Origin of the sequence: Bacteroides intestinalis (genome assembly GCF_003464595.1) — a bacterium.
Lineage (GTDB): Bacteria > Bacteroidota > Bacteroidia > Bacteroidales > Bacteroidaceae > Bacteroides > Bacteroides intestinalis_A.
In genome coordinates this window covers 362,471-388,586 of record NZ_QRZF01000004.1, presented here as the reverse complement: position 1 = coordinate 388,586, position 26,116 = coordinate 362,471, and the positions used below count along the sequence as shown (strand labels likewise).

The 26,116-nt window shown below is 41.6% G+C and carries 11 protein-coding genes; 7 read left to right on the top strand and 4 right to left on the bottom strand.

Features of this window, described 5'->3' with window-relative positions; all coding sequences use genetic code 11:
• Nucleotides 1-57 precede the first annotated feature (57 nt).
• Complete coding sequence (locus DWW10_RS08175; protein ID WP_022394125.1) at nucleotides 58-4,344, bottom strand: hybrid sensor histidine kinase/response regulator transcription factor; 4,287 nt, start codon at nucleotides 4,342-4,344, stop codon at nucleotides 58-60.
• A gap of 210 nt (nucleotides 4,345-4,554) precedes the next feature.
• The gene (locus DWW10_RS08170; protein ID WP_022394124.1) at nucleotides 4,555-5,097 is read right to left on the bottom strand and encodes an RNA polymerase sigma-70 factor; all 543 of its coding nucleotides are present in this window, start codon (nucleotides 5,095-5,097) and stop codon (nucleotides 4,555-4,557) included.
• 163 nt (nucleotides 5,098-5,260) lie between these two features.
• Here DWW10_RS08170 and DWW10_RS08165 point away from each other — a divergent pair, with 163 nt between their 5' ends.
• Genes DWW10_RS08165 through DWW10_RS08155 form a run of 3 tightly spaced genes read left to right on the top strand, consistent with a single transcriptional unit; the run spans nucleotide 5,261 to nucleotide 11,442 of the window.
• Nucleotides 5,261-8,524 carry a SusC/RagA family TonB-linked outer membrane protein gene (locus tag DWW10_RS08165; RefSeq protein ID WP_022394123.1) on the top strand — a complete coding sequence of 1,088 codons (3,264 nt, stop codon included), beginning with the start codon at nucleotides 5,261-5,263 and terminating at the stop codon, nucleotides 8,522-8,524.
• Nucleotides 8,525-8,538: 14 nt separating this feature from the next.
• Complete coding sequence (locus tag DWW10_RS08160; RefSeq protein ID WP_022394122.1) at nucleotides 8,539-10,317, top strand: RagB/SusD family nutrient uptake outer membrane protein; 1,779 nt, start codon at nucleotides 8,539-8,541, stop codon at nucleotides 10,315-10,317.
• A gap of 33 nt (nucleotides 10,318-10,350) precedes the next feature.
• A complete protein-coding gene (locus DWW10_RS08155) occupies nucleotides 10,351-11,442 on the top strand; it encodes an Sb-PDE family phosphodiesterase (RefSeq protein ID WP_022394121.1) in 1,092 nt (363 codons plus the stop codon).
• A 67-nt stretch (nucleotides 11,443-11,509) separates the two neighbouring features.
• On the opposite strand, the gene hemW is transcribed toward DWW10_RS08155, so the two are convergent.
• Both hemW and DWW10_RS08145 read right to left on the bottom strand, forming a co-directional pair.
• Entirely contained in the window at nucleotides 11,510-12,640 is a 1,131-nt protein-coding gene (hemW, locus tag DWW10_RS08150) for a radical SAM family heme chaperone HemW (protein ID WP_022394120.1), read from the bottom strand.
• A 78-nt stretch (nucleotides 12,641-12,718) separates the two neighbouring features.
• The gene (locus tag DWW10_RS08145) at nucleotides 12,719-14,737 is read right to left on the bottom strand and encodes a DUF2264 domain-containing protein (protein WP_118421205.1); all 2,019 of its coding nucleotides are present in this window, start codon (nucleotides 14,735-14,737) and stop codon (nucleotides 12,719-12,721) included.
• A 353-nt stretch (nucleotides 14,738-15,090) separates the two neighbouring features.
• On the opposite strand from DWW10_RS08145, the gene DWW10_RS08140 reads away from it, so the two are divergent.
• From DWW10_RS08140 to DWW10_RS08125, 4 genes are all read left to right on the top strand, one after another.
• Nucleotides 15,091-19,290 carry a hybrid sensor histidine kinase/response regulator transcription factor gene (locus tag DWW10_RS08140; RefSeq protein WP_022394118.1) on the top strand — a complete coding sequence of 1,400 codons (4,200 nt, stop codon included), beginning with the start codon at nucleotides 15,091-15,093 and terminating at the stop codon, nucleotides 19,288-19,290.
• A 223-nt stretch (nucleotides 19,291-19,513) separates the two neighbouring features.
• Nucleotides 19,514-22,813: a SusC/RagA family TonB-linked outer membrane protein gene (locus DWW10_RS08135; RefSeq protein ID WP_022394117.1), complete on the top strand. Its 3,300-nt coding sequence runs from the start codon at nucleotides 19,514-19,516 to the stop codon at nucleotides 22,811-22,813.
• Between the two features lie 15 nt (nucleotides 22,814-22,828).
• Nucleotides 22,829-24,841: a RagB/SusD family nutrient uptake outer membrane protein gene (locus DWW10_RS08130; protein WP_118421206.1), complete on the top strand. Its 2,013-nt coding sequence runs from the start codon at nucleotides 22,829-22,831 to the stop codon at nucleotides 24,839-24,841.
• 98 nt (nucleotides 24,842-24,939) lie between these two features.
• Nucleotides 24,940-26,064, top strand: a complete 1,125-nt coding sequence (locus DWW10_RS08125; protein WP_118421207.1) for a glycoside hydrolase family 43 protein — start codon at nucleotides 24,940-24,942, stop codon at nucleotides 26,062-26,064.
• Nucleotides 26,065-26,116: the final 52 nt, after the last annotated feature.

The window sequence follows — 26,116 nt, the reverse complement described above, 5'->3', positions numbered from 1 at the left end:
GGCCGAAATCTGTATTGTTTTTCAGTAAAATAATACGGATACATGCAATATTGTAATTTATTCCGGTTCTTCCCGAGTCTTTTCACCTCCCTTTTGATATACAGAAGGTGATATGCCAAACTGACCTTTAAAGCATTTACTAAAATAGAACGGATCATTTATGCCGACTTTGTAAGCCACTTCTGCTACCGTAAGGTGTTCTTCCGATAACAATAATTCCGCTGCTTTTTTCATACGCATGATGCGTAAATATTCGTTGGGTGAGTATCCGGTTATACCCCGTATCTTTTTATAAAAGACCGTACGTCCCAGTTTCATAAGCTGGGCAAACTCTTCTACTGAGAAGTCAGAACGCGAAATATTGGCTTTTAATACGATGTCCAGACGGTCGGTAAATTCTTTATCACGATCGGTGGAATACATGGCTGCATGTATAATACCTGGTTCGTTGGAGAACTTCTCGCGGAGTTTTTCCCGTTGTTCTATAAGGCGGAATGCCCGTGCCAGCAGGAATTTAATACTGAATGGTTTGGATATATAAGCATCTGCACCGGATTCAATTCCTTCCAGTTGTTTCTCCGGCGAACTGAGTGCTGTTAATAAAATGATAGGAATATGGCTGGTTGCAAAGTCCGATTTCAATCTTTTAGTAACTTCAAACCCACTCATTCCAGGCATCAGAACATCACAAATGATTAAGTCGGCATCATAAGTACGGGCTTTTTCAAAGCCGGATGTTCCATCTACTGCCACCTCTACTTCAAAGTAAGTGCCAATTTCTTCTTTCAACAGTTCACGAATGTCATTATCATCTTCAATAATCAGCACTTTTCGTTTATTCAGAGGAATTGCTGGTTGAGGAGATTCTAAAGTGGCTGGAGTACGTTCACTCAAAACGGGTGTTTGTTCATTCATCTCTTTTAAAAGCACATTGCCGGGAATAAGGAAATCTTTCTCTGTATAAACAGTCTTGTCGGTAGGAAGACAAACTGTGAAAATAGAGCCTCCCCCTTCATTATCATTATATTCGATGGTGCCTTTATGCACTTGTACCAATTCATGTGTAAGATGTAATCCAACTCCGATGCTGTCACCTGAGAAACTGCTTTGCATAAAGCGTTTGAATAGCTCATGTTGTTTTTCTTTGGGAATGCCAACTCCTGTATCAGAAACTTGGATGTGTATAGTTTTCTTTGCCTCATTTACCTGTATGGAAAAAATGATGGTACCATTGGCGGGGGTGTATTTGAAAGCATTCGATAATAAATTGTAAGTCACTTTATCCAGGTTTCCTTTATCGATGAACATCTTATAAGATGGCAGGGATGGCTTGAAAAGGAATTTCATATTTTTCTGTTCTGCTACATCACCGAAACTGAGAAATATTTCATAAAGGAAGCCGATAACATCAGTTTCTTCCAGTGACAATGCTAACTTATTATTCTGCATTTTTCGGAATTCCAGTAACTGGTTGATAAGTCTCAGCATACGCTGGGTGTTTTTATTCATTATATGCAATGGAGAGGTCAGCTCATTCGGAATATTGCCAATGCGCTGTATCTTCTCCAATGCGCCTTGAATCAATGTGAGCGGAGTACGGAATTCGTGGGAAATATTGGTGAAGAATACTAATTTGTACTCTGTCAGTTGCTCCTCTACATGGATGCGGTTGCGTAATTGATTGAAATTGCTGGCAATGCGATAGGCAAAAAACAAGGCTACTATGATTAGAATGACATATCCTAACATGGCCCAGCTACTTTTCCAGAATGGAGGGACAATAACTATCTTTAAAATAGTTTCGTCGTTATTCCAGATGCCGGCTCCATTACAAGATTTCACATGAAGAGTATAAGTACCGGGATTGAGATATTTGAAAGCCGCAGAACTTGATGAAGAAGGGTCACTCCATCCTTTATCGTAGTTCTCTAACCAATATCGATATTTAGTCTGTCCATTGTCCGAATAATCGAAAGTGGAGAAGTCTAGAATAAAAGAGTTTTGAAAATATTTTAAAGTGATTTTATCAGAATACGCCAAAGATTGTTCTGCCAAGGGAGAATCTTTCATTTCGGGACTCATCTGGATACCATTGATTTTTAAATTGGTAAAGACAATGGGGGAGAAAGCTTCATTTCCCAGCATCTTCTTCGGGTCGATAACTGTTAAACCATAATTTGTTCCGAAAAGAAGTTTCCCATCTGCTCCCTTACATGAACAATTATCCGTATAAACATTTCCCAGTGTATAGGAGGAGAAGAAGTAATTCTCAAACGAATGGTTTTCGGGAGTGAATTTGGAAATACCATATTCTGTTGCTACCCATAGTTTTCCCTGGTTGTCTTCTTCGATAGACATTACCACATTATTTACCAGCCCTTCCGGTATTCCGTAGTGTTCATATTCCAGAGAGTTATAGTTATCTGTAGGAGTACATTGATTGATCCCAGCCCCGGAAGTTCCTACCCATATCCTTCCTTTACTATCACGGAACAGACATCTGATTTCATTAGAACAGAATTTACCATTTACGTTATTGAATAAATGATAATTGTCACTATTGGCAATCAGCGAGTCCGGGTGGAAAATGCAAAATCCTTCGCTGGTACCCATCCATATCATACCGTTTTCATCTTCTAACAGGTCTCTTACCATTTTTAATCCATACTTTTGCTGGAAAAAATGGCGGAATTTATACTTGCCATCGGCTGTCGGTTCGGCCAGATCCAAGCCTCCTCCAAATGTACCTATCCACATACGGTCCTTTTTATCACGATAAATAGAGAAAATATGATCGTTTGCTAATGATGATGGATCGGAAGGAATATTTTTATACCATGTATCTCCTATTTTTAATCCTTCTCCTCGGGTTCCCATCCAAAGTTTTCCACGATCATCCTCAGTAATAAAATAAACATTGGAATGGAGGTACTGATTATTATATTGAGGTTTTAAATGAATATCATAATTATATAATCCTCCTTTTCGAGTTCCTATCCATATATTTCCATCGTCCGTCCGACTCAACATTCGAATGGTATTCGAACGGTCGAAGAGATCCGGAGACTCCGGATAGATGCGGGTTATCCCTTCATTGGATATTGTGATGCGTGATAATCCGGAATGTTCGGAACTTACCCAAATAGCTCCCGCCTTGTCCTCCATAATGGTCAATAGGAAGTCCGAACCGATGGGAGAATCTTTTGTATTAGAAACGAAGTGCTCTAATTTATCTTCAGATGGCTTGTAGGCGAATAAACCATTGCCGTAAGTTGAAATCCAAATTATTCCTCGGGAGTCATGTACTATATGATAACGTTCATTATCAATATAGCTTAATTTATCTTTGGGTATTAGTTGTAGTTCTTTTGTTTCTCCTGTTTCTGAAAGAATATAGTAGATTTTCCCAGTATGATTGAATACCCAATAGTTACCACGGTTATCATTGAATACAATACCTTCTTTGATGTTCAGTTTGGGATCAGTTGTCACCTTATGAGAGTTGAAATCATAATTGTATGTACCCGTGGAAGTGAAAATAATCCATTGATTTTTAAATGCGAATTTACAGTTGGAACGTATTTTTCCGGCAGGAAGTTCTGCTGATTTGGATAGTTTTCCAGAGGTGGTATTATACCAATATATATAGCCGTCATCCGTCAGGAAGAATATATCCCGTTCGTGTGTTATGGCAGCTACAAAATTGTTTTTCCTGTCTATTATGTTAAAATCTCCTTTAGAAATGAATGCAAGCCCACGCATCGTACCAATCCAAATACGGCCGGCTTCATCTTCCGTTATAAATTGAACTCTATTATCCGGCAGATTTCCACGTTCGGTTTTAAATTCTACGGAGGTCATGGTTCGGTCACTTTTAGTTATAATGTGTCGTGCACCATTTGCTTTGTGGTATAGCCATATGTCTCCGTTAGAGGCAAATAATGAATAGGCATAATTTTGCTCATATTCTCCACTTCCGGTGAAATCCACAAAACGGCTTTTCTGCAAGTCATAACAGCTATATAATTCAGGGCCTGTACCTATCCAGAGGAAGCCGTTCTGATCCTCTATCACTCTGTTGATTCGGTTATCTATCAATGAAATGCGTCCGTTGGCATTAATTTCCGGTTGGAAGTTAAGAAACGAATTACCATCGTAGCGACTAAGCCCGTTCAGGGTACCTAACCATAGGAATCCTTTACTGTCTTGGTATATATTACGGATAGAGTTACTGGGAAGTCCATCGGTAGTTCTCATTTGCTTGGCCCGGAGTTCTATTTCACCGTAGGCGTTAGGAATGAGAGTAATCAGGGATATGAGGGCTAATAAAATTGTGTGTTTCATATAGATTCCAAGATTATTAATAAATGGCAAACAAAAGTAATTAGAATATTAGAATAAAAAAATGAATTGATTTATATGAATTCACTTTTATTAGGTAGCAAAAGTAGCCAACAAGAAATAAAGTACCATGAATAATCGTACATATACCTGTAAAATCTGTCATTTATGGCTGTAGAATAGCATACAGAAGGGGATATCCTGTATAATGAACTATTTCAATAACATCTCTTTTAGCCTGCTCGTTGCTTTCTGTAATTGTGCATCCACCGTTTTTGTACTGATGTCGAGCTTCTCTGCTACCTGTGCGTATGTCTGTTTTTCTTCGCGAATCAGGATAAAAACTTCCCGGCAACGTTCCGGTAATCGGTCGAGGGCTTTTACATAACGGGCAAACAGTTCTTCGCTGATAAGAGTATCTTCGGGAGATACATCCTGGTCTGCTGGTTCTTGTAAAACTTCAGCTGATAGGGTAGGGCGGCGTTCCTCTTTTTCTATATAGTTGAGAGAAGCATTTTTCACGAGTATGAAACAGTAATCTTCGATATTGGTTACATCTAACAGCTGTTTACGATGTTCCCAAAGTTTCATGAAAACATCGAGTACGATCTCTTGTGACCATTCTTCGTGATGGGTATAGTAGTAAGCAATGCGGAACAGGCGATCGTACGTCATATCATAGAATTCCCGGAAAGCAGACTGGGAGTCCTGCTCGCTCATTTTCCGTAGATATCTTCTGACTTCCTGTTCTGTCATATTGTCTTTTCATGTAATTAATGGACAAAGGTAAGAGTTTCAATCCAAATATCCATCATTTCTCTGACATCCTAACTTCACTTTCTTGTAGCGTAGTTGAAATCTGTAGCCCCCATCTTTGCACCCCGAAAGGATTCTTGATTTATTTTATCAATAGAACAGTATGAAAGTAAAAAGATGTTTTTTAGAATGGAGTTTGGTAAGCAGGCGTTTTGCCGTTGCCCTCACCTTTGTTTTAGGGGGAGGGATGTTACTTGCTGCTAATCTTGTTCCACTGAAAGGTGTGGTAAAAGATGCCTCAGGAGAACCGCTGGCCGGCGTTACGGTGAGAATCAAAGACGGAAAGTCGGGAACAATCACTGATGTAAACGGACATTTTGTCTTGGATGTAGAGAAAGGGAAAAAACTGTTACTGAGTTATATCGGATACTCAGAAACAGAGGTACTGGTAAAAGATGACCAGCAAATGCAGATTGTACTTAAGGAAGATGCGCAACAGTTGCAGGAAGTGGTGGTCGTAGGTTACGGTACGGCAAAGAAAGTAAATCTGGTGGGTGCTGTGGACCAGATTGATAGCAAGCAGATTGCAGAGCGCAGCAATAGTAACATTTCCCGTTCGTTGCAAGGCATGGTACCGGGACTGAACATTACATTCAGTGACGGTAAACCTTCGCGTACGCCATCCATCAATCTTCGTGGAACAGGAAGTATTGGTGCGGGTGGTAGTGCCCTTGTGTTGATAAACGGGGTGGAGGGGGATCTCAACTCGGTGAATCCCGCAGATGTGGAAAGTGTATCTGTACTGAAGGACGCTTCTTCGGCTGCTATCTATGGTGCGCGTGGTGCTTTCGGAGTGATATTGGTAACTACCAAGAACGCTACTGCCGGAAAGACGAAAATCAATTATAACGGAAGTTTCTCCATGCATCAGCGTACGGTGAAGACAGAAGATGGTATCGTTAGTAATGGTTTGCAGTGGACCGATGGCTGGTATACGGCTTATCTGGAAGGTCAGGAGGCGCCTCCGGGAGGTATCAATAATGTATTTAAGTACTCTACCGACTGGTATAATGAATTGGTAAGACGCGATGCCGATCCTTCTCTGGATAAAGTGCGTGTCAATGATAAGGGGGAATATGAATACTTTGGTAATACCAACTGGCTGGATATTATTTATAAAGATCAGAACTATTCCACTGAACATAATGTCAGCATTAGTGGGGGAAATGAGCGTGCCCGGTATTATGTGTCAGGACGCTACTACAATCAGGATGGCATTTACAATGCCGGAGACGAAAAGTATACGCAGTATAATATCCGTTCAAAAGGAGAAATACAAATCAATAAATCTCTTTTGTTGGAGAATAATACGGATGTCATGATTTTCCGTTCCCACCAGCCCATGGTGATGTACGACCGTCAGAATATAACCCGTCAGGCACAACATCAGGGATATCCGGTGACTATGGAGAAGAACCCTGACGGTACTTGGACCGAGGCAGCCGTATATATCGGATGGGCAGGTTTTGTAGAAGGGACTTCCTGGCAAAAGGACAATAAACTGGATGTACGCAATACGACGACCTTAACGTATACACCTATAAAACAGCAATTGATCTTCAAAGGTGACTTTACTTATTACAGCAGCAAGTCCACCCGTCTAAGAGCCGAGAACCAGTACAATTACTATACGGGACCGGAAATAATGGGAACCCGTAACACATTCAGTTCTCTGGAAAATATGGATTATAACAAGGAATATCTCTCAAGCAATATTACCGGTAACTATATTCCTAAATTTTCTAATTCCAATCATTATCTGAATGTACTGTTGGGCTGGAATCTTGAGCACCAGGATTATAAAACGATACAAACTTACCGCCGTGGTCTGATTAGTGCCACTAAACCGAGTTTTGCTCTTATGGATGGTGATTATTATACTACGGGACAAGGCGGAAATGAGTGGGCTTATGTAGGTTTCCTCTATCGTCTGAACTACAATTATAAGAGTCGTTACCTGGCAGAAGTAAGTGGACGTTATGATGCCTCTTCCAAGTTTCCTGAGAATCAGCAGTGGGGGTTCTTCCCTTCCGGATCACTGGGCTGGCGTATTTCTGAAGAGCCTTTTATGAAATCTACCCGCAATTGGCTGGATAACTTGAAAGTCCGTGCTTCCGTCGGTAGCCTGGGCAACGGTAATGTAAGCCCTTACCTCTATCTTTCTACAATTCCCATTAAGAAAACATCTGTTATTCTGGGTGATGCATTGCAGACGTATGCCACTACTCCGAATATCGTTCCCAACAGTCTGACTTGGGAGAAATCGACAACTTATGATATTGGTCTGGATGTCGATATGCTGTCTAACCGTTTGTCGATGGTGTTCGACTACTATCAACGCTATACAACGGATATGTATACAGTAGGTCCTACCTTGCCTGCCGTACTGGGAGCCGCTACGCCTAAAGGTAACAATGCGGAGATGAAAACCAAGGGCTGGGAACTTTCGGTCATGTGGCGTGACAACTTTACACTGGCTAATAAGCCATTTAATTACAGTGTAAAAGCTATGTTGTGGGATAGTCGTACCTGGGTTACTAAATTCAATAATCCTACGAAACTACTCTCCACTTATTATGAGGGACAGGAGATCGGTACTATCTGGGGATATCATATCGAAGGATTATTTAAAGATCAGGCTGAAATAGATGCTCATGCAGACCAGTCCAAACTAAAAGTATCCGCTACGAATATTCTGAAACCGGGTGATTTGAAATTTGCCGATCTCGATAAGAGCGGTACGGTGGATAATGGTCAGAATACATTGGATGATCACGGTGACCTGAAGGTTATCGGAAATACTACGCCTCGCTATCAGTTCGGTCTCAATTTGAGTGCCAATTGGAATGGTATTGGTATCAGTGCTTTCTTTCAGGGTGTAGGCAAGCGAAACTGGTATCCGCATCGCGAGTCAGCTTTCTTCTGGGGGCAATATGACCGTCCTTACAGCTATATGCTGAAGGAGCATACCGGAAATAATGTATGGACAGAAGAAAACCAGAACACTGATGCTTATTGGCCCCGTTACCGTGGCTATCTGGCAAATGGTTCTACAAAGGCGTTGGGTATCCAGGCCAATGACCGCTATTTACAGAATATAGCTTATGTCCGTCTGAAGAATCTTCAGATAGATTATACTTTTAATAAGAAGTTTTGCGATAAACTGCACTTGCAGGATTTGAAGATTTACCTTGCCGGTGAGAACCTGTTGACATGGACACCACTGAACAAGCATACCAAGATGTACGATCCCGAAGGTATCAGTGCCGGTGATGCAGATTTCCGTTCTACTGCCAATACTGATGGAGACGGATATGGTTATCCTATTTTGAGCAGTTATACAATCGGTATTAATGTAACCTTTTAACACAGAAGATGAGTATGAAAAAATATTGGTTGATAGGTCTGTATGCTTTGGCTCTGACCTCTTGTGATAGTTTTTTGAATTGTGAACCCGAGAACAGTTTTTCTTCCGAAGGCTTTCTGGAGTCGGAGTCGGACTTACGGCTTTATACAAACGGTTTTCTGCAAAGTTTCCTGCCCAGTGAAGAAACAATAGCCTGGGGTGGTGACCAGTATGCAGACTTTTGCGCAACCCGTTCGTCCACTACCTTTCTGATCGGTGATACGTGGGATGATACCCAACAAGGTGGTTGGGGAACCGGTGACTGGGGAGATCTGCGACAAATTAATTATTTTCTCGATAATCTGCCTAATGCTAAAGGCAAAGTAACAGATGCCATTTATTTACATAATGAGGGTGTGGGACGTTTTTGGCGTGCTTATTTCTATTATGGTATGATCAGAACGTTCGGTGATGTACCCTGGTATGAAACGACATTGGATGTGGATAATAGAGATGAACTATATAAACCACGTGATAAGCGTGAGGTCGTTATGGATAAGATATTGGAAGATCTCGATTTTGCCTGTACCAATTGTTCCACGGATAAGACCTTGACAGAAAGTAGCACATTGATAACGAAATGGGTGGCATTAGCACTCAAATCCCGTATCTGTCTGTTTGAAGGTACCTATCGTAAATATCATGCGGAGTTAGGACTGCAAAACTCGGCTGAAAAGTTCCTGCGTGCTTCTATTGCCGCATCCGAAGAACTGATGACAAAAGGTCCCTATAAATTACTGAATACGGGAGATCTGGAGACACAGTATCGTTCTCTGTTTACTTCGGAAGAACTGAATACAACGGAAGTAATCTGGGGTATTGCCTTCAAAAAAGATTTGCGTATGCATTCCATTACTTGGAAACTATTCTCAGCCTCATTCGGTGCAAACTGGTCGTTGGTACGGCCTTTTGTGAATATGTATCTGATGCGCGATGGTAATCGTTTCACCGACCGTACGGATTATGCTACCATGCAGTATATGGATGAATTCCAGAATCGTGATTGTCGCTTGATGCAAACAGTTATTTCACCGTCTTATCAGCGAAAAATCAGTGGTACGGTGAAGCCGGATGCACCTAATTTCTCTATGACATCCACCGGTTATCAGCTTATCAAATGGGCTATAGATGATGATGTGCATGTAGGGAAGGCTACGGCCAATAATTCTATTCCTATTTTTCGTTATGCGGAAGTATTGCTGAATTATGCAGAAGCGAAAGCGGAATTAGGAGAATGTGATGAAACGGTGTGGAATGCTACGGTCAAACCACTACGCGAACGTGCCGGAGTGGAAGGGAAGATCCCTGCAACCTATGACCCGTATGTAGCCGCTTACTTTAAAAATCAAACAACGGATAAATGGGTGCTGGAAGTACGTCGTGAACGTGGTGTGGAGTTGGCTTTTGAAGGAGTTCGCTATGATGATATCATGCGTTGGAAACAGGGAGACCTGATTGAAAATATATGGCAAGGTATTTATATTCCCCAGAAAGGCGAAGCGTATGACCTGAACGGTGATGGTATAAAAGACGTAGCTGTGGTGGATAAAGAGCCGCCAGCCGATGAGAAGATTAAAGGCGTGCAATATGTGGTAATTGGTAAAACCAATCGTTTGTCCGAAGGTGACCACGGATATATTGAATTTGGCTTTAGCCAGGGACGTAAATGGGATGATAAGAAATACTTGCGTCCGATACCGTTGACGGCTACCCAGATAAATCCGGCTTTATTGCCTCAAAACCCAGGTTGGTAATAGTAACTTTAATGATAAAAATAAATAGATAACATGAAAGTAAAGAAAGTATTAGTAAGTGCGTTCCTTTTGGCAACCTGCCTGATGAATGTACAGGCGCAACGCCGGAATGAAATTCAGGTTCCCGATTTAGATGGATACACTACTTTGAAGTGCGATTTCCATATGCACACTGTTTTCTCTGATGGTCTGGTTTGGCCTACGGTACGTGTAGATGAGGCTTACCGCGAAGGATTGGATGCTATTTCTCTGACAGAACACATCGAATATCGTCCTCATAAAAAAGATGTTGTGGCAGATCATAACCGTTCGTTCGATCTTTGTCAGAAGCAGGCTGAAAAGCTGGGGATATTTTTAATCAGAGGTAGCGAGATTACTCGTCCGATGGCTCCCGGACACTTTAATGCCATTTTTCTGGCTGACTCCAATCCATTGGAACAAAAAGAGTATAAAGACGCTTTCAATGAAGCCAAAAGGCAGGGAGCATTTATCTTCTGGAATCATCCCGGATGGGCTGCCCAGCAACCGGATACTACTAAGTGGTGGCCCGAGCACACAGAACTCTATAATGAAGGTTGTATGCATGGCATTGAAGTAGCAAATGGCCCTCTGTATATGCCCGAAGCCATTCAATGGTGTTTGGATAAGAATCTGACAATGATTGGTACTTCTGATATCCATCAACCCATTCAGACTGATTATGATTTCTCTAAAGATGAGCATCGTACCATGACATTCGTCTTTGCGAAAGAACGTTCCTTGAAAGGCATCCGTGAAGCATTGGACAATCGTCGCACTGCTGCTTATTATCGAGAGTTGGTGATTGGACGTGAAGACCTGCTCCGTCCATTCTTTGAAAAATGCGTGAAAATAGAAGAAATCAGCCGTAATGAGAAAGGAGTGACGCTCTCTATAACCAATACTACGGATTTAGTCCTGAAACTGAAAAAGACGGCACATGATACTTCTCTGGTCTATTTTCGGGATATGACGCTGAAGCCGCATACACGCTATAGTGTCCGTATCGGATTTGATAATGGTATCAAAGGAGGAGATATGAATTTTGAAGTGACGAATTTTATAGTGGCTCCTGATAAAGGATTGGAGTATACTATTTCTCTGTAAAAAGGGTTTGTTTTGTTAACTTGCCCGGTCTTGAAATATATCAGGACCGGGCATATTGTATGTGTAACTATTCTATTTCTAAGAGGTCGCTCATGATACCGTCTGAGACGAAAATGCCCTCTCTGGTTAGCTTTAACCGATCGTTATGCAACTCTAATTTCCCATTTTCCAGATAAGGTTTGGCTTGTTCCAAACAATATTTCCAAAGTCGGTCGCCAAACTTCTTTTTTAGCTCTTTAGTGGATATTCCCCACATTGTGCGCAGACCTGTGATGATGTATTCATTGTAGCGGGTTCGTGTGTCCAGTTGTTCTGTTTCGTGCTGGCGTTGCCCTTGTTCTACTGATGAAAGATACTGATTTAGTGAGGCTACATTCCATTCGCGTGAGCCTCCATCAAAGGAATGTGCGGACGGGCCGCATCCCAGATAAGAGATACCTTGCCAATAAGAAGTATTGTGTCGGGAGTACATTCCCGGTTTGCAGAAATTGGATATTTCGTAGTGTTCGTATCCAGCGGCAGAAAGGGTGTCTATTAACGTGGAGAAGAAGTTCAGGCTACTGTCCTCATCCACTTGAGATACAGAGTGCTGTTGCAACATTTTGTATAGAGGTGTATCTTCCTCGTAAATCAGATGATAAGCGGAAATATGTTCCACGTTAAGGCTGACTGCTTGCTGTAAATCCTGTGCCCAGCGTTGGTCAGTTTCTCCGGGCAAACCATAAATCAGATCGATGCTAATATTTTGAAAACCTGCTTGTCGACAGCGTTTTACTGCTTCTATTGCTTGTGTGGCATTGTGTCGTCTATTCAATAATTGCAGTGTTGCATCATCGAAAGTTTGTATTCCCATGCTGATGCGGTTGAACGGTAGGGTACGTAGCATTTGGGTATATTCTTCCGTAAGGTCATCGGGATTTGCTTCAAGAGTTATTTCTGTTACTTCCCTCGTTCCGTAAACCTGCTCAATCGTTTTGAAAACCTCCTTAAAGTCTTCCTCCGATAACTGTGACGGTGTACCTCCACCGAAATAAATGGTTTCAACAGCTTCCCCTTTCAGATATTCCTTGCGTTCCGTCAACTCCCGGCAAAGGGCACGGATATATTGCGATTTCAATTCCGAACGTGTAGTGGAATAGAAATCGCAATAAATGCAACGTGTCTTGCAGAAGGGGATATGTATGTAGATGCCTGCCATAATTATATTGTTTCTGTAGAAGAACTTCTGTTGTTCTTACTTTGGTGGCAAAGATAACTATTCCTTCCGAAACTTACATCAGGAGAGAGAAACCGTCTTTACCGTTCCGTCAGAGAAATAAATGGTTATACTGTCTCCGGTCTGTTTGAAGGACTTTACAGGTGTCAGTTCCTTTTTAGTAAATGGCTTGCCACTCTTTTTCCATAATTGCAGTGTGATAAAGACTTTATCACCGGAATGAGTTGTGGCTGCATTGATTACAGAACATTTATTACTTAGCGGATGTAGTCCTTCTGTCTGTACAAATTCCACTTCCGACCAACCCTGGAGATTGATAAGCCCTGTTTGATAGACACCATTATCCATGCAGTAGGCAGTGTATCCTCCAGCCTTTTGTTCCTTTGTAACAATGGGACTTTCTAATTCCGGTAATGAATAGTGTCCATAACGTAATTCTGTCGTAATTGGGAAAGAAACTTTGTCTACACGCAGTATGCCGTTAGGAAGTGGAATATCTGCCAGGCGGAATTTGATTTCCGGGTTTGTTTCAAGTTCTGCATCCCGGTAATAAATTCCATCTTCAAACTTCTTGAAGGTGTAGAGGCGTAGTACTTCCCATTCTTGTTTGGCATTCAGTACAGCATAGTTCATAGATACCTTGCCATCTGGACTGTCTGCCATCCAGGGAAATGCCGTGTTGTAAGACAGTTTATTATAATTCTCGGTAGAACGGAATTTCTGCCAGTCTTTTGCTACTGCTTCATGACACCATGCACGTATTTCCGAAGTGCCACTATTGGGATAGTTAGTCACCAAAGTATTAGAGCCTTCCATGAACTTATTGTACACCTTGCCGGGTTGAAACTCTTTTTCCCAAGCTCCGTTATTCTCGACAGCCGTCCAAAATGGATTATCAGCAGGCAATAATAATCCAAGAAATGCTTTTCCCATCCAGTAAACGCTGCCACGGCAACTATAAATCTGTACGGCAGGCTCAAAAGCTCCGTAGAATCCCAGCGTGGGTACCCGGTCTTCCATCAATGCTGGATTTTCAAGGAATTGAAGCAGGGTGGAAGAAGCAATGCGGCGCATCCAACCATAGTTGATAGATGGATCATTGAGCCACCCCATCAGTGGGAAAGGTACAGCGGCAGCTATACGGTACGTAATACTGCGTCCATACATATTCATTTTACCATCCTCAGCAAACATATAAGGATAGTTAGGAACCAAATCACGGAAGTTGCTAACAAACTGACGTCCAGCTTCAGGATTAAATTTCTCACCGTAATAGTGTGCCCAAATCATGCCATACATCTGGAAAGCCCACATACTATAATAGTCATAGGCTGGGCTATCATTATACCATCCATATCCACGATATTGTGCCAGTGATTTTTGTAGCAATTCATCTATATAACCATCTTTGACTTCATAACCCTGGTTTTTGAAGAAAGACATGACGAATATATTGAAGAAGCGCCAGTTAGAACCGATTGTAGGTCCGTTGCCATAACTAAGCATTAATGCAGCAAGATCGTCTTTCTCCTTTTGAGTCAATGGTTCCCAGATAATTTCGGGCATTACGGTAAGTGACAGGGCAAGTGCTCCAAACTCAACAAGCGTCTGGCTTGGTCCACCTTTGAGATGTTGAATATATCCGGACTTCGACGGATCACTCATATTGCACAACTGTTGCCGGTAATAATCTCCTACCTTGATTCCATTTAATACCAAATCCGGATTTTCTTTTAATAGAGGAATTGCTACAAACATAGTGCGGCAAAGTCCTTCCAGATTTTCTGTCTTGTTGAACTTTCCATCCGTTGGATAGCTTTTTCCCGGTTGTTTGGGGAAACGCATCGGATCATCCAATGTGTGGATGTAGCTGAATGCTCCGTCCAATAAATAGGTTGCTGCATCCATCCAATGTTGGCGAGTCATGCCCGTCAGTGGACTCAACTGATAATCCGGTTTAACTAAATGAAATACGGAATCATTTTTAGCTTGTGATAAGGATGCGTTTGCGTTTAGAGATACTAAAAAAACAAACAGTAATAGTCCCTTGGGCATTTTAGAAAAGGCAATTTTCATCATAGCGTGTGTATTACATGGTAAGAATATTCTTATTTATTTCTCTTTGCAAAGAAAACACTTTCCATGCTATGTAAATGACCATTTTAAGGTCAAAAAGGGCGAATTTTAGACCAAATCCATTCTTTTTGCCCCTATTCACTCCTTACCTGCACCGTATCCGGACCGTACTTGCTCCGTACATTCTCCACTCAGAAGTACCTCTGGACGGAGAAAGTACGGAGTTGATACGGAGCAAGTATATCTCAGGTATGGCTCATTGTGGAATGATTGAAATAAAAAATTACCAATGGATAAGATACTTTTATATATATTTACGTATATTTGCCTGCAGTTATTAATTATATTGAAATCTAATGCTAACTATGAAAGATAGAATCTGGAGTTTCATTTTTTGCTTTGGAATATTTTTCCCTTTGATGTGTCAGGCAGTGATAATGCCCCAACATAATTCTTTGGCATTTAGGTCTTCATCTATATTGAATACCTTGTCCAGTAAAGATGTGCAATCGGTCTATCAAGACCGGGACGGCTATATCTGGATATCTACCCGTAACGGACTTTTTCAGTATGATGGTTATTCTATTACTACTTATAAATCGAATCTTTATTGCCCGGATCTGTTGTCCAGTAACAACATATTTTGTGTAGCGGAGGATTCTTGCCATAGATTATGGATTGGAACTTATAGTGGGTTGAATGTATTGGATAAACGAACTGGAGAAGTTCGTAAGATAGAAAATGCAGAATTGTCAAGTACAGGTATATCACAAATATTGGTAACGAGTGATCAACGTATTCTGTTTGCCACGGAAGCGGGACTTTTTGAGTATCAGGAAAATGATGATACTTTTTTGGTTTATGATGCAAGTAATACCGGGGGCGTTTTTCCAAGGAATACTGTAAAATCTTTATTTGAAGATGATAGAGGAGATATCTGGATTGGTACCTGGAATGGTGGATTGTATCGTTATGAAAAGAAAACCGGTAAATATTGGAAATATCCGAGGATGAATTCTGGAAACTCCGCCCATGTCGTGTTTCAGGATAGTTACAAGAATATATGGGTTGGTACATGGGGATCGGGTTTGCATTTACTGCATAATGCTTATGATCCGGAGAGAACTACTTGGACTACATTTACCCATAATGAAAAGCAGCCTTATACTATTTCAGATAATCTTATCTATGCTATTTCAGAAGATGTGAATACCCATTCTTTATGGGTAGGAACGCGTAGTGGTTTGAGTATTCTTCCCTTACAGAATGGACCGATCTCTTTTTCCGGGTTTGAGAATTGTTATTCTGGTGAATCGGAAAATACAATAACCAGTAGTGAGGTTGCTTCGTTATTGCGTGACCGGCAAGGCATCATGTGGGTTGGTATGATTGGAGGTGGGGTGAATATGGTGAATACCCGTAAAGCGAAATTTAATCTGGACCGCCTAACCGAAACTAAACGGATGTTGAAAAGTAATTCGGTGCGTAGTCTTTTGTTGGATGATGATGGACAGCTTTGGATGGGGATCAGTACTTACGGTTTTGGGGTGAAGGACCGCCAGACTGGAAAATTTATTCACTATAATCAGATGCCCGATTTTATGTCATATGAGGGAATTTCAACGGTAATGTCTATTATGCAATCTCCTACTACCGGTCATATTTGGATTGGTGTGTACAATGGAGGAGCCTACGAGCTTGATAAACAGGCCCCTGTCGGCAAGCGTGTGAAGGCACATAATTCGGGAAATGCTCCGTGGATGTGTAATTCTTGTATTTATGATATTTATGAAGACTCTAAGCAAAACCTTTGGTTTGCTACGAGGGGAGGAGTGTCGATGCGTGCAGCGGATGGTACCCCGGTACGGATTGATTCTTTGAAAGTAGGAGGAGTTGCCATACAGGATATGGTTGCTATGCAACTAACCGAGGGGGGTAATGGTGAAATGTGGATGGCATCTAATACGCATGGAGTGGTTCGTATCCAGGGTAGTGGACACTCGTTAAATGGATATACGCTTTCGGCTTATTCTGTAGTTAATGGGAAACTGAACAGTAATTATGCAGATTGCATATATAAGGATATTGAGGGGCGTATCTGGGTTGGAACCGGGGGAAGTGGCTTAAGTTTGTATGACGCCGTAGAAGATCGATTCTTACCGGTACATAAGTTGTGGAATCTGCCGGGAGATGCAGTAACCAGTATTCAGAGTGATAAGAAAGGGGATCTTTGGTTGGGAACAAATGCAGGATTATTGAAGCTTACTGTGCCAAAGGATTTGCAGAATGTAACATACCGTCTTTATACCACTTCAGATGGTCTGCAGGATAATCTGTTTAATAGAGGGGCGTCATGTGAAGCTCCGGATGGTGAATTGTTTTTTGGCGGACATCGGGGATACAATAGCTTTTATCCGGATGAACAGGATGAACAAGTCTTTTCTTCTCCGGTCGTGATTACTAATATTAAAGTGTTTAATCAGTCGTGGACTTCCTTGTCTGATGAAGAGCGTGCGGAAATCTCTGATTTATCACCCGGGTTCACAGATGAGATTGTTTTGGATTACAAACAAAATAACTTTAGCTTTGAGTTCTCTGCCATGGAGTATGCCAATCCGGAGAGAAACCAGTATGCCTATAGACTGGACGGATTCGATGTGGGATGGCAGTACACGGATGCTTCCAAACGTTTTGCTTATTATAATAACCTGATGCCCGGTACTTACACTTTCCATGTAAAGTCTTCAAATTCCAATGGTATCTGGGACGAGAATGTACAAACGGTGAAAGTTACCATTCTTCCTCCACCTTGGAAAACCTGGTGGGCTTATACCTTATATATATTAGTATTTATTGGTATTTCCTGTTATATTTTCCGGATTGTTCGCAACCGTATCCGTTTACGTAATGCACTTCATTTGCGTGAGATGGAACAGGCTAAGGCTGAGGAAATTAATCATGCTAAATTGCAGTTCTTTACGAATATTACACATGAACTTCTGACTCCGTTAACTATTATTTCTGCTTCTGTTGATGAATTGAAGCAGACAGCTCCGGTTTATAAGGAACAGTATACTGTGATGACGCATAATATAAATCGTTTGATACGCTTGCTGCAGCAAATCCTGGAATTCAGGAAAGCGGAGACAGGTAACCTGAAGTTGAAAGTATCTCAGGGAGATCTGGTACAGTTTGTACGTCGGAGCCTTGACAGTTTCCGACCTTTAATGAAGAAAAAAGACATTCATTTTACGATTCAGAATGATTCGGAACGGTATCTGGCTTTCTTCGATTCGGATAAACTGGATAAGATTCTGTATAATTTGTTTTCTAATGCTTCTAAATACAATAAGCCCGGTGGTAAAGTGGCGATTGAATTGAGTCATGATGGAACGAACGGGTTGGCTTGTCTGGTGGTTAAAGATAATGGGCCCGGCATTCCGGAAGAATCACAGAAAAACTTATTCAAGCGTTTTTATGAAGGAGATTACCGGAAATTCAATACGATAGGGACAGGAATAGGCTTGTCACTGGTACGCGACTTGATTGCTCTCCATCATGGTACGATTACTGTAGAAAGTGAAGAAGGTAAAGGAACAGCTTTCAAAGTAGAGTTTCCTATTCAGCGTTCGGCTTATTCTGAAGAAGAAATAGATGAAACGAGTGTTACTGTTTCAACGTTGGATGAAGTTATATCTACTCAGGAAGAAGCTATAATTTTGGATACTGCATCAGAAGAAAATGTATCAGGCAAGGATAATATGCCGGAGAAAAAGCATACTTTATTATTAGTAGAAGATAATGAAGATCTATTGGCATTGATGGTGAAATTGCTCGGTACTGAATATGATATCTGTACCGCAACTGATGGCAAAGAAGCTCTTGAAGTGGTAGAATCTGCTGATATTGACTTGATCGTTTCGGATGTAATGATGCCGGTAATGGACGGCATTGAGTTTTGTAAAGCAGTAAAAGGTAATTTTGATACTTCCCATATACCTCTAATTTTACTCACTGCGAAGAGTAAAGAAGAAGATCGTGTAGAAGCCTATGAATCGGGTGCGGACGCATTTATTGCAAAGCCGTTTAACCTGAGCATACTTCATGCACGTATTGGTAACTTACTCAAATCTCGTGAGCGTGTGATGAAAGACTTCAAGAAGCAGCTGGTGTTCGAAGCAAAAGAATTGAATTATACCAGCATTGACGAAGATTTCCTGCAACGTGCCATTGACTGTGTGAATCGCCATTTGGATGATCCGAACTTTGATCAGACCCGTTTTTTGGAAGAGATGCATACCACCAAGTCCACCTTCTTCCGCAAATTGAAGTCACTAACCGGGTTGACTTATGTTTCATTCATCCGTAATATACGTATGAAAGCAGCTTGCCGAATCATGGAAGAAAAGAAACACATCCGCATTTCAGAATTGGCGTATGCAGTGGGATATAATGACCCGCGTTACTTCAGTAGTAGTTTCAAAAAAGAAATCGGTATGCAGCCCTCCGAGTATATGGAACGTTTCACTTCGGGTGGAACTATTGAGGGAGAATAAGAAATATCCTGTTAATGTTTTTTGTATCCTACATAATATGTTGAAGAATGTTCCAACTTATGTAGGATTTTGTTTCATGCACCAAAACTAAACATGAATGGAACATTTGTAAGGGCTTTGCTCTGTGAATGTCCATAGATTTGCAATGTGATTCTGGAGCTAAGCATGCAGCTCTATTATCACATAGTGTGTTAAGTTATTTTTTAATCTTAAAATTCATACGATGGAAAAACTAAAGATTTCCTCAGGGGCAAGATTGAATAAGGTACTCTCTACCTTAATGATCTGTATGGCTCTTATGATGAACGTCTCGTATCTGAGCGCTCAAAATCCTAATGTTACGGTAACTGGTACAGTGGAGGACACAATGGGTCCTGTAATTGGCGCCAGTGTGGTTGAAAAAGGCGTACCTTCCAATGGATGTATTACCGATATTGATGGTAATTTCTCTTTGAAAGTAAAACAGAATGCTACGCTGGTAATAAGTTTTGTGGGCTACAAAACAGTAGAAATTCCTTTGAAGGGACAGAGAACAGTGAAAGTGACGTTGCAAGAGGACACTGAGATGCTGGATGAGGTAGTGGTAGTTGGTTACGGTACGATGCGTAAGAAAGACCTTACAGGATCGGTTGTACAGATCAATCCCAGTAAAATAGCTGACTCGAATCCTGCATCTGTACAAGATGTGTTACGTGGTACTCCTGGTTTGCAGATTGGTTACGATGCTTCTGCAAAAGGTAGCGATGCATCTATTTCATTGCGTGGTAAGAACTCATTGGGTACGGATGCCAAACCGATGATTGTACTGGATGGTATGGCTTTCTATGGTGAACTCTCAGAAATCAATCCGGATGATATCGGTCAGATTGACGTATTGAAAGATGCTTCTTCTGCTGCTATTTATGGTGCCAAAGCTGCTGCCGGTGTTATTATCATTACTACTAAGAAAGGTAAACAAGGCAAGCCGGTCATCAACGTAAGTGCTAACTTGGCTGTCAATAAGAAATCTGCTTATCGTGATTATTACAGTGCTAGCGGTTACCTGCGTTATCGTCAGGACTGGTATAAGATGGTGAATACTTATGGACAAGGTGAAAACGGACTTTATGGCTACTACAATGTGATGGCAAAAGATGGAAGTGGCAATATGAGTGCTGCTTATCCGCAAGGTTATTATGACAATCCCGCGAATATGACAGCTGCAGAGCAAGATGCTTGGGCATCCGCTGCTGGTGTAAGTGGTTTCGGACCTTCTGATGGTGAATCCGCACTTAGCTTATTTGCACGTCGTCTGACGTTGGATGTTTCTCCGCTGGTATTCAATAATTTCTTGTCCGGCAATACTTTTGACTGGTATGATGCTACTTTCCGTACTGGTATCAATCAAGATTACAACGCCAGTATTTCAGGTGCTACTGATAGGATTAACTATTATTTGTCTGTTGGTTACATGGATAATGAAGGTGCCGTACAAGGTAATGAATATCATGCATTCCGTTCGAACATGAAGATTAGTGCTAAGATTACTGACTGGTTGGAGATTGGTGCGAATGTGAACTTCCAGGATCGCTCTGACGGTGATATCCAAGTATCATTGGGTAGTAACTATTGGGATGCTAATATGTTGCGTAACTCTCCTTATGCTTCTATGTATGACGAAAAAGGTGGTTATCAGCAATATCCTATGAGTGGATTGCCCACTAACGGTGGTTACAACTACTACTTCGACCGTCAATACTATGATTTGGAAAAAGGATATACAGTGTTAAACACTATTTTCAATGCCAAGATTACATTGCCTCTGGGTTTCACTTATCAGTTTAACATCGCTCCGCGTTATCAGTGGTTCTACGACCGTTATTTTATGTCGGCTGACCTACCTGATGCTTCGGCATCCAGCCGTGGTGTGAACCGTGAATGGTCCAAGAACTTTGACTGGAACTTGAATAATACTATTACTTGGGACCGTACTTTCGCTGATACTCATCATTTTACAGTGACTTTGGTGCAAGAAGCCGAAGAACATCGTACTTGGAATGACAAAATCAATGCCCGTAACATTACACCGAGTGATGCACTGGGTTTCCATTATACTGGTGGTGCTAATAAGGAGCAGAGTTCTTTCTCTACTAATGATACGCACTATACAGCTGCTTCTTATCTGGGTCGTTTGTTCTATAGCTACAATGACCGCTATATGTTTACCGGTACGTTCCGTCGCGATGGTTATGCAGGCTTCGGAGCCAAGAATCCTTGGGGTAACTTTGGTTCGGTAGGTTTAGGTTGGACTGTTTCGAACGAGAAATTTATGAAAGGTGCTGAGAAGTGGCTGGATATGTTAAAGTTGCGTTTGTCTTGGGGTACCAATGGTAACCGTGATTTTGGTGACGTATACAAAACGTTGGCTAACCTGAACTTGGGGGGTACTGGTATGGTTTATGTTAACAACGGAACTTCAACAGTAATTAATCCTTTGTATATGGACCGTCTGGCTGCTCCTAATCTGCAATGGGAAACGACGAAAGCCTGGAATGCCGGAGTGGATTTCTCTGTATTGGGTGGCCGTTTGACCGGTAGCCTTGACTACTATTTCAAGAAGACTACTGACATGATTATGGGGCAACGTCTGCCGAGTTTCTCCGGTTTCAGTACTATCACCACCAACTTGGGTGAAGTGCAGAACCAGGGTTTTGAAATAGCCTTGAACTCTACTAATATCGAGACTAAAGACTTTACATGGAATACTTCTGCTGGTTTCTCCATTAACAAGAACCGTATCAACCACATCTATTACGACTATGATGAAAACGGCGTGGAACGTGACGATACTTCTAACAATTGGTACATCGGACAGCCTATTGGCACCATCTGGTATTACGAAACTGACGGTGTTTGGCAGAATAATCCTGAGGACATTGCTGCTGCAGCTTTGGTAGGTCAGAAACCGGGTGATCCGAAAGTAGTGAACCGCTATACGGAAGACGATAAGATTCTGGAAGACGGCACACGTGTGCCTGTTTACAACGATAACGACAAAACTTATCTTGGAACCACGACTCCCCCCATTTATTGGAATATACGTAATGAATTCACTTTGTGGAAGGATTTGACTTTCTCATTCTCACTTTATTCTTATATGGGGCATAAGAGTACAAATGGTTACTGGCTGAATCAGGATAACGGTGGATCACAGGTACTTAACGGCTTCAATATGCCAACGAAAGAATATTGGACGCCCGACAACCCTACTAATGATTACTGCCGTCTGAATGCTGTAGGTCCTAATACAGGTTTGGCTTCCGGGGTGGACAAACTTTACAACCGTAACTTTGTTCGTTTGGATGATATTACCGTTGGCTACACGTTGCCTCAGAGATGGACGAAGAAATATATGATTGATAAGGTTCGTGTGACTGCAAGCGTAAAAAATGTGTGTACCATCTCCGGTTGGGAATATGGTGATCCTGAAACAGGTGGCTTGGCTACTCGTACCTTTAATTTTGGCTTGAATATAACACTCTAATAACTGAAAGACAATATGAAAAAGATGAATAAATTAGTAAAGGGATGTATGGTTTTGGCTTCGGCAGCCATGCTGGCAAGCTGTTCGGACAGCTTCCTGGAACAAGATCCCTTATCATTCTATAATCCGGGAAATACGTATACTACAGAATCAGGTCTGCGTTCGGCAATGGCTATGTGCGATCTGGGACTTAAGGAAATGTTGATGGATGGTAACGGAAACGTACTTCCGATTGCTTCACTCTATTTTATGACTGATATAGGTTTGTATGCAAAGACGGATGCGGGCTTTTTTATGGACGATTTCGCCAATAAGATTACACCGACCAGCGGTATGAAAGGTGGTGGTGACGAGAATGCAATGAGCCGTTTCTGGGACCGCGGGTGGACCAGTATTAAATTTGCCAATACTGTGCTTTCATATGTAGACCAAGTGCAGAGCTTGGATGAAAAAGTACGTAACGAATACAAAGGACGTGCTTATTTTCACCGCGCTTATGGCTACTATCATCAGGCATTATTATTCGGTGACATTCCCTTGGTGACAAAGATTATCGAGGTACCTAAGCAAAACTATAAATCTACAAGCAAGGAGGCTATTTTCCAGATGTTGGTACACGATTTGGAGTTTGCCGTTCAAAATGTGCCGGCTCAAAAAGATATGCCTTATATGGGTACGGTGAATCAGGAAGCTTGTATGCAACTACTTATCAAATGTTATCTTGTAACGGGTGAGTATAAGAAGGCGGAAGATATGGCTACTGACTTGATCAATAATCATGGTTTGAAGTTGATGGATGCTCCGTTTGGTTCGCTGGTTACAGGTAATAGTACTACTTGGCCTGTAGAACGCAATGTGGTTTGGGACCTTCATCGTGGTGAAAATGTGTCTATTGCTGAAAACAAGGAGACCATTATGCCTATCTTGAACTTTCATAGTCAGAGCTGGATAAATTATCCGCTAATGCGCGCTATGTGTGTACACTGGTCCAATAGTGTTATCATGGATCCGCATAAGCTAAGTGCCCCTACATACAACTATTCACGTACTGATGGCAAGTATAATGAAGAGTTAGATTGGGTACGTGCATTGGGACGTGGTATCGGTTGTTTCCGTACTTCCCGCCACTACAACCAGACTATTTGGCGCTATGACGGAGAGGAAGATACGCAAGACTTGCGCCACAATCGTGCTGTGGGTAACTGGGTGGAAATGGAAGACCTTAAGTATAATAATCCATCATCAGCATTCTATGGTCAGAACATGACGCTTTATGCGCCGGAAGACTGGACGAGTGAAGATGGTAAAAGTAGTGTGAAAAAAGGAGAGTTACTCTGTCTTGATACGATTCGCAGTTGGTATCCTACTCCTTTGTATAAGGTTTACATTAAAGATGCTGCTGCTGAAGAAAATATGGGTGCCAATCAGTTCAATGGCGCAACAAAAGGTAATGCTTGTTCTAACGGTGATCTCTATTTATTCCGTCTTGCAGAGACTTATCTACTTCGTGCGGAGGCTAAATTCTATCAAGGCAACACAACAGGTGCAGCCGATGATGTAAATGCTGTTCGTCGTCGCGCTAATGCTAAGAAGATGTTTACTACGGTTACCATCGGTGATATTACTGACGAACGTGCTCGTGAACTCTATCTGGAAGAATGGCGTCAACCTGAATTGACTCGTATTTCTTGGTGTTTGGCTCGTAGTGGTCAGCCTGATGAGTGGGGTGAAACTTACGATTTGTCCACTTGGGATAAACAAACCGGTACTGATCTGAGTGGTGGTAGTTATTGGTACAAACGTTGTACACGTTACAGTCTTTTCAATAATGGTCCGATATTCTCTGGAAAACAATTTAATTATCAGGTTAGTAAGCATAATATGTTCTGGCCTGTACCTAATTCGGCTATTACAGCTAATATCGGTGCTACACTTCGTCAGAACTATGGTTATGATGGTTACGATGCTTCAGTGCCGATGTTTACTAACTGGGAGGAAGCTGTAGCTGATGAAGAGAAGACAAATTAAAAGATACTTTTAGTTTTCGGTAGGTTTTGTTCTTAGTTAGGCGAGGCAACCTTTCCTCGTGAAAGGTTAGCCTCGCCTTTTCTTTAAAGGTAAGAAGTATGAGTAAGAAAATAAAAGTAATAGGGCTTTATTTATTTCTTTGCTTGTTTTTCCAGACAGTTCTTTGGGGACAGATAAATTCAATAGGTAACCAAGATATTGTTTCCGGTGAAGTTTGGAAAGATACGGATGGAAATGTAATTAATGCCCATGGTGGTGGTATTATTTTCCATAAGGGAAAATATTACTGGTATGGAGAACATCGACCTTCCTCTGGTTTTACAACTCAAGTAGGGGTAACATGTTACTCGTCTGCGGATTTACGTAACTGGAAGTATGAAGGCGTGGCTTTAGCTGTATCTGATGAAGTTGGAAGTGATATAGAAAAAGGTTGTATCATTGAACGGCCCAAAGTAATCTATAATCAAAAGACCGGGAAGTTCGTCATGTGGTTTCATCTGGAACTGAAAGGAAAGGGATATGGACCTGCACGTGCAGGAGTTGCCATAAGTGATACCCCGGTAGGGCCTTACACGTTTATCCGTTCCGGACGTATAAATCCGGGCGTTTATCCGATGAACATGACGCTGGAGGAACAGAAGCTCACATGGAACCCGAATGAGTATGAATGGTGGACTCCGGAGTGGCGTGAAGCAATAAACAAAGGAATGTTTGTGAAACGTGATTTGGAAAGTGGACAGATGTCTCGTGATATGACTTTGTTTGTTGATGAGGACGATAAAGCTTATCATATTTATTCTTCTGAGGAGAATTTAACGCTTCAAATTGCAGAATTGTCCGATGACTATCTTAGCCATACAGGAAAATATATCCGTATATTTCCCGGTGGACACAACGAAGCACCGGCTATATTCAAGAAAGATGGGACTTATTGGATGGTAGCGTCAGGATGTACTGGTTGGAAACCTAACGAAGCCAGGCTTATGACTGCTTCTTCCATTTTAGGAGAGTGGTCTCAGTTACCCAATCCTTGTGTAGGGAAAAATGCGAGTATTACTTTTGGCGGACAAAGTACCTATATATTGCCATTAAAAGATGGTGGATACATGTTTATGGCGGACATGTGGCGCCCAAGCAGTTTGGAAGATTCACGTTATATCTGGTTGCCTATCCGATTTGATGAAAAAGGAATTCCGTTTATTGAATGGTTGGATAAGTGGTAAATTTCTTATATTCGTATCTTCTATAAGAATCGGTAGTATAAATCTGTAAAAT